Consider the following 12,222-nt stretch of genomic DNA (forward strand, 5'->3'; position numbering starts at 1 on the left):
ACCACCTCGAGGCGCCGAGCAGGAGAGCCTCTGGCATTGTCTTACACGGGGCGTGGCCCTACAGGGCCCCGCGAGCCATGCGTGTCGTGCGGCGCGATCGATGGAGGCGCGGGCCTTCGTGCTGCTGAAGCTCGCGCTGGTGGGCGCGTCGGTGCTGCTCTCCTCGCTGGCGGCGCGCCGCTTCGGCCACGCGGTGGGCGGCACGCTCGCCGGGCTGCCCATGATCGTGGGCCCGATCATGGGCTTCGTGCTGCTGCAGGAGACGCCCGCCCACGCGGGCGCGATCGCGCTCGCGACGCTGGTGTGCGTCCCGGCCACGATCGTTCATGTGCTCACCTTCGCCTGGTGCGCGCGGCGGGGGCGGCGCTGGGGCGTGGCGCTGCTCGCGGCCAACGCGGCGTTCCTGTCGGTGGGCGCGGCGCTGCTCGCGCTGCGGCTGCCCCCGCTGCTCGCGTGCGCCGCGGCGCTGGCGTCGCCCGCCCTGGGCGCGCTCTCCTTGTCACGCCTGCGCGAGCCGCCCGCGGTGGTGGCCATTCCGCGCGTCGAGCTCGCCTGCCGCGTGGCCGCGGCGATGGCCATGGCCTGGTGCATCGTGCGCAGCGCTGGCGCCGCGCCGGTGGGCTTCAGCGGGCTGCTGCTCGCGATCCCGATCACCGGCAACGTCCTGCCGTGCTTCACCCTGCCCCGGCACGGCGCGGCCGCCACGGTGGCCTTGCTCGCGGGCTTCTTGCGTGGCCTGCTCGGCTTCGCCTCTTTCTTCGTGGCGCTGCACATCGGGCTCGCGCGGGTGTCCTCGGCGACCGCTTACGGCGTCGCGTGGCTGTGCGCGCTGCTCGCGGCGCTGGCGGTGCGCGCGACGCGCACCAGGACAGTCGTCCGTTGATTGGGTCGCAACCGAATGCGTTGTTCTGCCTCGTGAGCGCCAGCGTCGAGCGCCGCGGACCGAGGGGCGTCCAGCTACGTCTCCTTCTCCTCGCGCTTCCCGCTCGCAGTGAGGCGGTTGCCCGCGAACGACACGTCGACGCCATGACCTGAACGCTGTGGTAGGGCACTTGCCGCTCATGTAACCTCGCGCCCGGAGCCGAGGCCGCATGGAACAGCACGAGCCGAGATCCAAGGTGCTGGTCGTCGATGACAACGAACAGAACCGCGCTCTGGCCCAGGCCACGCTCGAGGACGACGGCTACGAGGTCGTGCTCGCCGTCACGGGCGAGGAGGGAATCGAGCAATTCCAGCGCCACAAGCCGGATTGCGTGCTGCTCGACGTGCGGATGCCGGGGATGGACGGGTTCGCCGTGTGCGCACGGATCCGCGGCCTGCCCGAGGGCGCGAGCACGCCGATCGTCTTCTTGACGGCGCTCCGCGACGTCGACACGTTCGACAGCGCGCTGCGCGCCGGCGGCGACGACTTCCTGACGAAGCCGATCCGCCCGTCGGAGCTGCTCGTGCGGGTCCAGGCCGCCCTGAGGCTGCGCCGGCTCGGCGCGGAGCTGCGCGAGCACGTCGAGCTCGTCCGGCAGCAGCGCGACGCGCTGATGCGCCTCCAGCTCCAGAAGGAGCGGCTCATGGCGTTCGTCGTGCACGATCTGAAGAACCCGGTGAGCACCATGGACCTGCACGCGCAGTTCCTGCTCCGGGACCGCGCGCTCCCGGAGCAGGCGCGCGACTCCGCGCGGCACATCCGCGACCAGGCGCGGGCCCTGCTGCGGCTCATCTACAACCTGCTCGACATCAGCAAGAGCGAGGAGGGGAGGCTCGCCCCCGAGCGGACGAGCGTCGATCTCCGCGCGCTCGTCCTCGAGACGTTCGCCGCGCTCGACCTGCGCGCGAGCTCCCGATCGCTCTCGCTGCGCGAGGCCGTCGAGGTGCCCGCCGTCAGGGCCGATCCGGACCTGCTCCGCCGCACGCTCGAGAACCTCCTCGAGAACGCGATCGTCCACGCCCCGGCCGGGACGGCGGTGACCGTGGGCGCCGTGAAGCGCGGCGCTGACGTGGAGATCCGCGTGGCGGACGCGGGGCCGGGCATCCCCGCCGAGATGCGCGCGCAGGTGTTCGATCGCTTCGTCCAGCTCGGAGGCGACGCTCCGGCCCTCCACCGCGCGGGCCGCGGCCTGGGGCTCGCGTTCTGCAAGATGGCCGTCGAGGCGCACGGCGGCGACATCCGGATCGAGGACAACGCCCCTGGCGCCGTGTTCTGTGTGAGGCTCCCCGATGACACATGAGATCTCCTCCGCCGAACGCCTGTCAGCACCCGAGCAGGCGCCCCACGGGCCTGGCGCTCGCCAGCTCGATGACGGCACGTTCCGCCTGCTCATCGACGCGGCGCCCGACGCCATGGTGGTCGTCGACGAGCAGGGACGTATCGTGTTCGTCAACGTCCAGACCGAGCGGATGTTCGGCTACACGCGCGGCGAGCTCCTCGGACAGGCGATCGAGATCCTGCTCCCGGAGCGATTCCAGCGGTCTCATGTCGCGAACCGCTCGGCGTTCATCGCCGCGCCCAGGGCGCGCCCCATGGGTTCGGGGCTGGAGCTGTTCGGCCGCCGGAGGGACGGCAGCGAGTTCCCGGTCGAGATCAGCCTCAGCCCGCTGACGACCGAGGGGGGCACGCTCTTCTCGAGCGCCATCCGCGACATCAGCGACCGCAAGCGCCTGGAGGCCGTGGCGCAGCGCACGAGCGACCTCCTGCGGAGCGCGGTCGAGAGCTTCCAGGGCGCGTTCGCCGTGTTCGACGCGCAGGATCGGCTCGCGCTCTGCAACAGCGTCTACCGGCACTGGCTCGGCGCGCGGGTGAGCGGCCCCATGATCGGGCGGAGCTATGACGAGATCGTCGGCGAGGGCCTCGCCGCGGGGCTGTTCGCCCTCGGCGGCGAGCCTCCGGCCGCCTTCCGCGAGAGGATGCTCGCCTACCACGCGGAGCCGGACGGCACGCTGGATCTCTGCACGAGCGACGGGCGCAGCCTGCGCGCGACCGAGCGCCGCACGGCCGAGGGCGGGACGGTGTGCACCCTCTGGGACATGACCGGCGACGTGCATCGCGAGGAGGAGCTGCGCAAGGCGCGAGGCATCGCCGAGGCCGCGAGCTCCGCGAAGAGCGAGTTCCTCGCCTCGATGAGCCACGAGCTCCGCACGCCGCTCAACGCGATCCTCGGCTTCGCGCAGCTCTTGCACCGCGACAGGAAGACGCCGCTCACCGATCGGCAGAAGGAGCGGATAGAGCACGTCCTCAAGGGCGGCGAGCACCTGCTCAAGCTCATCGACGACATCCTGGATCTCTCGCGCATCGAGGCGGGCCGCGTCACGGTGTCGATCGAGCCGGTGAACGTCCCCGAGGTGCTGATCGAGGTGAAGACGACGCTCGACCCGATGGCCCAGCGCGCCGGGATCGAGATCGCGCTCGCGCCCCTCCCCGCCGACCTCCCGAAGATCACGGCGGATCGCACGCGCTTCGCGCAGATCCTCATGAACTACGGCTCGAACGCGATCAAGTACGGCCGCAGGGGGGGTCGCGCCACGATCGCGGTGTCGCTGCCCGAGGACGGGGTCGTGAAGATCTGCGTGATCGACAACGGCATCGGCATCCCCCAGGAGCAGCACGCGAAGATCTTCCAGCCCTTCCAGCGCGCAGGGCAGGAGACGGGGCCGATCGAGGGGACCGGGATCGGCCTTGCCATCACGAAGCGGCTCGCGGAGCTCATGGGCGGCGGCGTCGGCTTCGCCAGCATACCGGGCGAAGGGTCCGAGTTCTGGATCGAGCTCCCGGCGCACCAGGAGCCGCCGGCGGTCGCCGCCCCGGCGCAGGCGGATGCGCGCCTGGAGGCGTCGCCGCTCGCCGGGCCCGGCGGCGTCCGCCATTCGGTCCTGTACGTCGAAGACAACCCGTCGAACATCGCGTTCATGGAGGAGCTCATCTCCGAGTTCGAGCGCGTCCACCTGATCACCGCGCCGAACGCCGAGATCGGCATCGAGCTCGCGCGCTCGCGGCAGCCCGAGGTCGTCATCATGGATATCAACCTCCCCGGGATGAGCGGCTACGAGGCCATGCGCAAGCTCGAGGAGTGGCCGGAGACGCGCGACATTCCCGTGATCGCGCTCAGCGCGGCGGCGATGGCCCGGGATACCCGCCGCGCCGAGCAGGCCGGGTTCTATCGGTACCTGACCAAGCCGGTGAGGGTCGACGAGCTGACCACCGTCCTCGAGGAGCTCCTCCTCCGGCCGTAGCGCGCCGAGGCGGTCGAGGTGCACCAGGGGAGACCCGCTTTTCCGCAACCAGCGACGAAACAGGGGCCGACTCCGCCACCGCGGAGCTGGCGCCCCGGCGGAGAGGGCTTTGCATGGTCGACGAGCAGGTATTCAAGGGCGGCGTCAACACCGTGCGCCGGCGCGGCGACAGGGTCCACCGGCCCGCGACGGCGGCCACGCCTGCCATCCACCGGCTCCTGCGGCACGTCCGGGCGGCGGGCTTCGACGCGGCGCCGGAGCCGCTCGGGCGCGACGACGAGGGGAACGAGGTGCTGTCGTACCTCGATGGCGAGGTACACAACCCGCTCCCGGCCGAGCTGCGCACGCCCGAGCTCCTCGCGTCCGCCGCCATCCTGCTGCGCCGGTTCCACGACGCGAGCGCGACGTTCGTGTCAGGATCGGACGACCGGTGGCAGCTCCCGCCCCGCCCACCGGCCGAGGTGATCTGTCACGGCGACCTCGCGCCGTACAACTGTGTCGTCCGCGGCGGCCGGGTCGTCGGCTTCATCGATTTCGACACCGCTCATCCGGGCCCGCGCGTGTGGGACGTGGCGTATGCCGTCTACCGTTTCGCGCCGCTGCACGCGCCGAGCAACCCGGACAGCGCCGGCAGCCTCGAGGACCAGGCGCGGCACGCAGCTCGGTTCTGCCGCGCTTATGGCCTCCCGCCAGGGCCCCTGTTGCTCGACACCATGGCCGACCGACTCGCGGCGCTGCTCGCCTCCATGCGCGCGCATGCCGCGGCTGGCGACGTCGCGTCCCAGGCGCACATCGCGGCCGGGCACCCTGCGCTGTACGAAGAGGACATCCGCTATTTGCGGGCGCAGCGCGATCGGCTGCTGCGGGCATTCACAGCGTGAGGGACCCGGGCGCGAGCTTTCATTCCTGCTCCTCCTCGCGAAGCGCGGCGCGAGAGGCGAACAGCGCATCGAACGGCACGTTCGTGAGCTCGCGCGCGAAGCGGCCGATCGTCGCACGGACGTGTGCCTCTCTCCGCCGGGCGTCGACGCGAATCACCTTGGCGGCGAGAGGCTCGTTCGGCACCCCCGGCCCCAAGGGCCAGTAGACCGCAACCGACATCCGCGGCCGGATCTCGGAAATGCGGAGAGGTTGGATATCGCCGATCTGTTTCGAGTAGACGCAGAAACCGTCCTCGTGTCCGGGGGCGTCGAGAACGATGCTGCGAACTGGCTCGGTTCGACCGTCCTTCTGCGCCTCGACAATCCGACCAAAAAGGGCATCCATATGCCCTTCGAACCACGCACGCGGATTGTTCGAACGCAGCCGGATGCGCCACTCTCTGCGCTTGACTCCCTTGCTCTTCATCTCGATTTCATCGACCGCAGCGCACTGGTAGAACATGTTGATCGTGCGCTGGATGTCGAGCATGAGCTGGTCGAGCTCCGCCGAGTCGAATCCGGCCGGGAACTTCAGCGGTGGCGCCGACTTCAGGGTCGTCTCTGTCTTGCGGAAGTGCATCTCCTTGATGCTTTTGTCGCGGTTGCACACGGAGCACAGCGTCTGCAGGTTGTGGGGCTCGTTCGTCCCGCCGTGATAGAGCGAGATGATGTGGTCCACCTGCAGCCTCTTTCGCCGCGTCTCGCCGCAGCAGAGGCAGCGCTCCCCGTCACGACGGATGACCTCCCGCTTGACCTGCTCGGGCGGCTCCTGATCGACGAGCCGCTGAGCCGGCGCGATCACGCCACCCGCCCGACGAGCGCCACCTGCGCCCGTCGTGCGCTGGATCTCCGCTTCGACCAGCATGCGGAACTGCTCGCGGAAGAGATCGAACGTGGGGATCATCGCGCGCCAGAAGCGCCGCTCGTCGATGTAGATCGCCTCGAGCTGCTGCCGCGTCCGCGCAGGCCCCCAGTCTTCCGCCGCGGCGACCTTCGCCAGCGGCGTCAGATCGTGCTCTTCGCGGTGCTCGAACGGGGAGAACGGCGGAGGCTTCCCGCCCGTCTGCGCGAGGTGTCGAACCAGATGGAACAGGTTCATGCCGAGCCCGCTCGCGGACTTGCCCGCGTGGGCGAAGAACTTCTTGCACCAGCGTTCCATCTGCGCCTCGACGGCGTCGTACTGTACCTCTGGATCCGCGAAGCGCCCGAGATCGGCCTTGGCCGCGTGCACAAGGAACGCGTCGTAGTGCCCCTTCTCGTCTCCGTAGACAAGGACCATCGGGCGCGCGTGTTCGGTGTCCTCGGAGCCCGACACCTCGACGTCGAACTCGGGCAAGTACCAGCCGAGCGGCAGCATCTCGAGGAACGACGCCGGCGCGATCTCGCCGAGCTCGATCCACCGTGCGAGCTGCCGGACCAGCGCGATCGACACCAGCTGGAGCGGCATTCTCTTTCTCGGCTCAGGCTTCGGTCTGTCGGTGCCCGTGCCCCAGACGTCATCGAAATGCGCCCACTGGATGGCCTCGCGCCATTCGTCCATGAAGAGGACGATGTTCGCTGTGGAGGTTCCACCGAACTTCGGCCCGCGGAGGGCGCGGCCGACCATCTGGCGCAGCAGGATCGGGCTCGTCGTCTGTCGCGTGAGGAAGACGCTCTGGACGTTGGGGACGTCGGTGCCTTCCGTCAGCATGCGCACGTTGATCAGCACGTCGAGCTTGCCTTCATGGAACTTCTTCAGGACGGCGGCGTTCTTGTCGCGCGACTGTTGATTTCGGGCCTCGACAGAGCCCTGCTTCACCTCGACGTGCGAGTACATGACATCGGCGCGCACGCCGTGCGCGCGGAGCTTCTCGCGCAGGTAGTCGCACTGGAACCACCGGTCGGCAAAGATGATCGTCTTCCCGAACTCCTGGCGACGGTCGACGTAGGTCTTCCAGATCTTGTCGTTACGCTCCTGGTTCTCCGCGAGCCGGGTGATGATCTCTTCTGGCATATCCTGGAAGGTCGCGTGCCACCGCTGAAGTTGCCCGGCGTCGACCTTTGGCTCGAACTTCGTGCTGCATGGAATCGGGATCGGCTTGGCGAGGATGCCCATCGCCATGAGCTTGGAGGCGCTCACCTCGAACAGGATCCTCTGCGGGAAGAGCTTCGCCAGCCAGCCTTCTCCCCTCTTGTCGTTGTACATCGGGGTCGCGGTGAGCCCGAGCAGCTTCATCTTCGGCGCCTGCTCGCGCAGCGCGAGGAGGAACTCGGTGTACGACGGGGCGGGCGCGTGGTGCGCCTCGTCGAACACCACCATCAGCTTCCCCTTCGCCGCGGTCAGGAACGCGCGCAGAGCAGCGTGATTTTCGCGGTGAGCGCGCACGGCGGTCTGCAGCGTGCAGATCACCACGTCGTCATCGCGCTTGACGGCTGCAATCTTGCTGTGCCCCGGCGTCCCCGAGACGACCCTCGCCCGCAGCCGCTCCTTCGGCTCGTGAATCAAGCCGACTTCCATCGCCTCGGCCCCGTCGCTGCGCTTTCCAAAGCCATCCAGGGCTTGTTCCAGGAGGTGGTGCGTGTGCGCGAGCCACAGCACCTTGTAGCCATCGCTCAGCGGATTGCGGCAAAGGAACCGCACCGCCGTGAAGGTCTTGCCTCCTCCGGTCGGAAGGACGAGCAGTCCTCCCGCATCGGGCGTGGGCGCTGACTCGTACCACACCCGGAGCCTCGCGAGGGCCTCCGTCTGGTGCGGCGCCTCGGCTTTCTTCGACGGATGCTTCCTCGCCTCGACGAGGTTGTAGTCACGATCCCATTCGCTGATGGCACCCATTGGATCAACCTTCTCGAAGGTTCGGACACGACAACACGTCACCAGACCTCACGGAGCATCCTTGCCGGCGCGCAGGCTGGCTTTTCGGCGTCCGCGTGCCTTGTCGGGGTCTCGGTGGGATCACGTCGGTCACGAGGCGACGTGCGACGCGCTCACACCTGTCGCGCGATGGTTCGGGCCCCCGAGCCGGTGGTCGTCGTCCAACCATCCGCCGGCCGAACTACCGTTCCATGAGTCCACCCAAGTCCGTCCAACCTGTTCAGGCTATCTGGCGAACGGCAGCGATGTCAATCCCGCTTCCCCCGAGGAGCGCGGCGTACCTTCCAGAGGGCGCGGGGCGCGCAGGCTGGGCCTTTGCGCTGCGTGGCGGGCCGCGTAACCTGTCGCGGTCGGCGCCCACCTGGCCGTAGCGGGCTGGGGCGATCGGTCTCCTTCCAAGAGATCAGAAGCCATCGTCCTCCCAGGCCCGTACTGCACATCGCCAGTGTGTAGGCGCCGGCGCTCTCTCTCCGTGCCGCGCGTCCCCCCATCCTCCTCGCCACCTGCCATGAGCAAGACGAAGACAGAGGTCATCATCCAGCAGTCGTTCGTCGGCCTCCTCTACGAGGACGGCGCCTTCAAGGCCGTGCTGCCCCCCGGCAAGGCGCAGCTCAAGCGCGGGTGGTTCGACGACGTCGTCCGCACGGTGACGCTCGTCGACATGCGCGAGCGCTCGTTGACCATCAAGGGGCAGGAGATCCTCACCGCCGACAAGGTCGCGATCCGGGTGAGCCTCCTCGTGTACTTCAAGATCACCGACGCCCCCGCGGCGGTCCACAACGTCGCCTCCTACGAGGAGCGCATCTACGAGGACGTGCAGCTCGCCGCGCGGCGCTTCCTCGCGAGCCGGAGCCTCGAGGCGATCCTCAGCGACCGGAACGAGATCTCGGACGCCGTGCGCGACGACGTGAAGGGCACCGCCGCCCGCTACGGCGTGGAGATCGTGCGCGCCGACGTGAAGGACCTCGTCTTCCCCGGCAACCTCCGCGAGATCATGAATCAGGTGCTCGAGACCGAGCGGCGCGCCGAGGCCAAGGTGATCCAGGCGCGCAAGGACGCCGAGGCGCTCCGTATCCAGGCCGAGGCGGAGAACGAGCGCGCGCGCCAGAAGATCGAGGCGACGATGCAACAGACGCGCCTCATGGCCGAGGCGGAGAAGGAGCGGATTCAGCTCAAGCTGACGGCCCAGATCGAGGAGGCGCGGGCGGTCGCCGACAACCCCGCGCTGCTCAAGCTGCGCGAGATCGAGGCGCTCGGGGAGATGGCGAAGGCCGGAGGGAAGTTCGTGATCGGGCTCAAGCCCGAGGGGATGCTCGGCGACGGCGGCGAGCGGAAGTCCTAGCCAGCTTCGACCGTCGACGGGCCCTCGAGCGACCTGAGAGCGCGGCGGGCCACCACCCGAACGGCGGCGTCCGGATCGCGCTCGGCGAGCCACACGAAGCGCTCCTCCGCCCGCGCGATCTCGCTTCCCCTCGCGCCCGGGCGCATCGCGACGAGCGCCCGGATCGCGGCGCGCCGCACGCCGCCCTGCTCGTGTCGGAGCAGCGTCGTCAGGGGACGCACCGCCTCGCGCGCGGCGCTCGGGGCCGCCCGCGAGAGCCCGCGCGCGGCCGCCTCGACCACGGGCGCGTACGGATGCTCGAGCGCCTCGAGCAGCGCCGCGCGGTGCTGAAGCGCGCTCTCCGGATGTCGCGCGAGGAGCTCCGCCGCGCTCAGGGCGATCCTGCGGGACGCCGGCGCGAGGAGCTCCGCCACGACGTCGGCCGGCACGCTCCTCCCCGCCTCCGGGCCCAGCCGGCGCAGCGCATCGAGCACGCTGACCCGGGCGAGGATCTGCTCGTGACGCACCGACGAGGCCGAGCAGCACATGGGCGAGCACCGCTCCCCGAGCGGCTCACGCAGCGTCTCGACGAGCGCCGGCACCGTGGTGGCGGCGCGACGGCCCATCCTCCCGAGCGTGCGCGCCACGTGTCCGCGCAGGTGCGCGACGTCCAGACGTGCATGGAGCTTCTCGTCGTACCCCTCCGCAACACGTCGCAGGGCGAGGACCCGCACCAGAAGCTCGGCCGAGAGCTCCGCGGGCACCGGACCGCCGCGGGGCGGCAGGAGCGCTCTGGCCGACGCGTGCCAGAGCGCGCGACGCTGCGGCTCCCGGACGAGCGCCTCGAGGACGTCCGCCGGTCGCCGGCGATCGGCCGTGCTCATCTCCTGACCTCGCGCGACGCCTGCTCGAATCCCATCCTGCGAAGACCCTCGCCGTGACCGGCCCTCTTCCCGCGGAGCACGAGGCCGCCCGCCAGGGAGGGTATCTTAACACACGCGGTGGAGCTCACGTTCGGGACGGCCAACAGGCCTGCGCATATCGCACCTTCCGCTCCTCGGCGCGTCGGCCACACCACGTTGTCATCCAGGCTCAGCCCGCTCGCCGGCGGTCGTTCCGATCTGCGACGAGGCCCATTTCGCTCGACGAAACCGCGCTCGTTCGGCGTAGCGTGGCTGTATGACCCAAAGGCGCGATCATGCCCTCTCCTGCACGACGCTCTTGCTCATCGCGTGTGGACTGGCCGGCTGCGGCAAGGCCTCCACGCCGCCCGCGGCCGCCCCCGAGCCGCTCGCACCGCTCACGTTCCGGCGATCGGCGGACGACATCATCCTCGCCGCGAAGCTGCCGCCCGAGACCGCGCCCCGCGCATCGCTCGAGATCCACCGCCTCGACGCTTACGCCGCGTGCAACGCGGCGCAGGTGCGCATCGAAGCCAGCGTGAGCGCGCGCGCGGACGCGGGGCCGAGCGCGCTCACGCTGTCGAGCCTCGTCATCGGCGGCCTCGGGCTCGCTGGCGGCATCGCCACCACCGCGCTCGCCGCGGGCCTCGAGGCCAAGCCGATCCCGGCGGGCACGCCGTCGCTCCCGGACGCGGAGCCGCCGGACGTGGACGGCAAGACGGGCGTGATCGTGGCGGGCGTCGTCACGGGCGTCGTCGTCGTGGGGGCGGTCGTCGGGACGCTCCTGCTCGTCGGCGGCGACGACGACGACGAGGATCGCAAGCACAAGCTCGATCTCGGCGCCGGCGGCGCGGGGGGCCTCCGCGACGCGATCCGCGCCTTCGAGGCCGCGTGCCCGGACGAGCCGCCCGAGGACGCCCTCGCCGCGTGCATCGACAGGGCGCGCGCCCTCCGCAAGACCTGCGCAGCCCGGTGAGGCGGGCTCCGCCGGCGGCTCAGCGCGCGAGCACGTCGAGGAAGCGCTCCTCGTGGAACCCGACCGAGATCCGCGTGTTCGTGCCCTCCATGGCGCGCGCCCCCCACGCGCCCTTCTCGCGGTAGATCTCGACCTCGACGAAGTCGCAGACGCGCTCGTCGAGCGCGCAGGCGGCCGCCACGAGATCGTGCATCGCCTTGCCCGCGCCCTTGTCTGCCAGGTACCGATCGAGCGCGTCGATCATCCTCGTCAGGCCGCTCCGCGGCGATCGCCCGGAGACCCGGCGGCTCAGCGCCTCGCGCATGGCCTCGGTGTAGACGACCCCGTGACATACGTTCTTCGAGACGAACCTGCGCTCTCCGATCTGCGGTGAGGCGAGCAGCGCGAGCGTCTCCCGGGGCGCGCCGCCGGGGTTATAGCTCGGGCAGGTGAGGCGCCCGCGGAACTTCTCGAGCGGCTCGGCGACCAGGTTGTCGCCCGCGAAGCCGCCTTGCTGGACCCAGCGAGCGAGCCGGAGCTCGGGGACGTCCCTGAACGCCTTGCCGATGTTCTTGGGCGCGGCCCCGACGAGCACCGTGGCGTCCGGGTCGCGGAGCAGCTCGGCGAGCAGCGCGGGGCCGCCCGCGACCTCGCCGGCCGGGTGCTCCAGGACGCCGGGGCCGTAGCACGCCTGGTGGAAGCCGGAGACCCGCGCCTTCTTGCCCTCGCTCGTCGCCCACCACGCGGGGCCGTGCAGCGCGCCGATCGGGACCTCCGCCCGCCCGCAGCCATCCAGCCCCCAGCGGACCAGCCGGCACTGATCCTCGGAGCCGGGCGTGACGAGCACGCCGAGCAGCTCGACGTCGGGGTGATCGGCGAGCCAGAGCAGCGTCATGAAATCATCCGGGTCCGCGGTCTCCATCTCGAAGATCATGCGCTTCACGCCGCACCTCCATGCCATCGCGCCGCAGAGCAAAATTGAATAGTCTCGTTCCGAGCGGGCAGCCGGAGAGACGACCGGCCGCCCGACGGAGCCAGCGCTCGACCCGCGC

The 12,222-nt window shown here is 70.3% G+C and carries 9 protein-coding genes; 6 read left to right on the forward strand and 3 right to left on the reverse strand.

Translation table 11 applies throughout. The features are described 5' to 3' along the window. Nucleotides 1-100: 100 nt before the first annotated feature. From WMF22_RS26840 to WMF22_RS26855, 4 genes are all read left to right on the forward strand, one after another. Nucleotides 101-883 (forward strand): hypothetical protein, encoded by a 783-nt coding sequence (locus WMF22_RS26840; RefSeq protein ID WP_437292843.1) that lies wholly within the window; start codon nt 101-103, stop codon nt 881-883. Between the two features lie 208 nt (nt 884-1,091). After that, a complete protein-coding gene (locus WMF22_RS26845; RefSeq protein WP_438031634.1) occupies nt 1,092-2,222 on the forward strand; it encodes a hybrid sensor histidine kinase/response regulator in 1,131 nt (376 codons plus the stop codon). Next, a complete protein-coding gene (locus WMF22_RS26850; RefSeq protein ID WP_438031635.1) occupies nt 2,212-4,221 on the forward strand; it encodes a PAS domain-containing hybrid sensor histidine kinase/response regulator in 2,010 nt (669 codons plus the stop codon). Before WMF22_RS26845 ends, WMF22_RS26850 begins: the two co-directional genes overlap by 11 nt. Before the next feature lie 113 nt (nt 4,222-4,334). Further along, nucleotides 4,335-5,102, forward strand: coding sequence for a phosphotransferase enzyme family protein (locus WMF22_RS26855; protein ID WP_437292846.1), 768 nt, complete (start codon nt 4,335-4,337; stop codon nt 5,100-5,102). A gap of 19 nt (nt 5,103-5,121) precedes the next feature. Here WMF22_RS26855 and WMF22_RS26860 read toward each other — a convergent pair whose 3' ends face one another. After that, entirely contained in the window at nt 5,122-7,953 is a 2,832-nt protein-coding gene (locus WMF22_RS26860) for a DEAD/DEAH box helicase family protein (protein ID WP_438031636.1), read from the reverse strand. 547 nt (nt 7,954-8,500) lie between these two features. Here WMF22_RS26860 and WMF22_RS26865 point away from each other — a divergent pair. Further along, complete coding sequence (locus WMF22_RS26865) at nt 8,501-9,334, forward strand: slipin family protein (protein WP_437292848.1); 834 nt, start codon at nt 8,501-8,503, stop codon at nt 9,332-9,334. Here the strand turns inward: WMF22_RS26865 and WMF22_RS26870 are convergent. Next, the gene (locus tag WMF22_RS26870; protein ID WP_438031637.1) at nt 9,331-10,197 is read right to left on the reverse strand and encodes a HEAT repeat domain-containing protein; all 867 of its coding nucleotides are present in this window, start codon (nt 10,195-10,197) and stop codon (nt 9,331-9,333) included. The two genes, WMF22_RS26865 and WMF22_RS26870, sit on opposite strands and share 4 nt — an antisense overlap. Before the next feature lie 295 nt (nt 10,198-10,492). Between WMF22_RS26870 and WMF22_RS26875 the strand changes: the two genes are divergently transcribed. After that, a complete protein-coding gene (locus WMF22_RS26875; protein WP_437292850.1) occupies nt 10,493-11,191 on the forward strand; it encodes a transcriptional regulator in 699 nt (232 codons plus the stop codon). Nucleotides 11,192-11,210: 19 nt separating this feature from the next. On the opposite strand, the gene WMF22_RS26880 is transcribed toward WMF22_RS26875, so the two are convergent. Next, the gene (locus tag WMF22_RS26880; protein WP_438031638.1) at nt 11,211-12,113 is read right to left on the reverse strand and encodes a nucleoside hydrolase; all 903 of its coding nucleotides are present in this window, start codon (nt 12,111-12,113) and stop codon (nt 11,211-11,213) included. Nucleotides 12,114-12,222: the final 109 nt, after the last annotated feature.

Source organism: Sorangium sp. So ce204 (genome assembly GCF_051526795.1).
Classification (GTDB): Bacteria; Myxococcota_A; Polyangia; order Polyangiales; family Polyangiaceae; genus Sorangium; species Sorangium cellulosum_B.

Bases quoted from the DNA above. Each gene is read 5' to 3' on its own strand.
- WMF22_RS26840 (WP_437292843.1), top strand. From the start codon at position 101: ATGGAGGCGCGGGCCTTCGTGCTGCTGAAGCTCGCGCTGGTGGGCGCG.
- WMF22_RS26845 (WP_438031634.1), top strand. From the start codon at position 1,092: ATGGAACAGCACGAGCCGAGATCCAAGGTGCTGGTCGTCGATGACAAC.
- WMF22_RS26850 (WP_438031635.1), top strand. From the start codon at position 2,212: ATGACACATGAGATCTCCTCCGCCGAACGCCTGTCAGCACCCGAGCAG.
- WMF22_RS26855 (WP_437292846.1), top strand. From the start codon at position 4,335: ATGGTCGACGAGCAGGTATTCAAGGGCGGCGTCAACACCGTGCGCCGG.
- WMF22_RS26860 (WP_438031636.1), bottom strand. From the start codon at position 7,953: ATGGGTGCCATCAGCGAATGGGATCGTGACTACAACCTCGTCGAGGCG.
- WMF22_RS26865 (WP_437292848.1), top strand. From the start codon at position 8,501: ATGAGCAAGACGAAGACAGAGGTCATCATCCAGCAGTCGTTCGTCGGC.
- WMF22_RS26870 (WP_438031637.1), bottom strand. From the start codon at position 10,197: ATGAGCACGGCCGATCGCCGGCGACCGGCGGACGTCCTCGAGGCGCTC.
- WMF22_RS26875 (WP_437292850.1), top strand. From the start codon at position 10,493: ATGACCCAAAGGCGCGATCATGCCCTCTCCTGCACGACGCTCTTGCTC.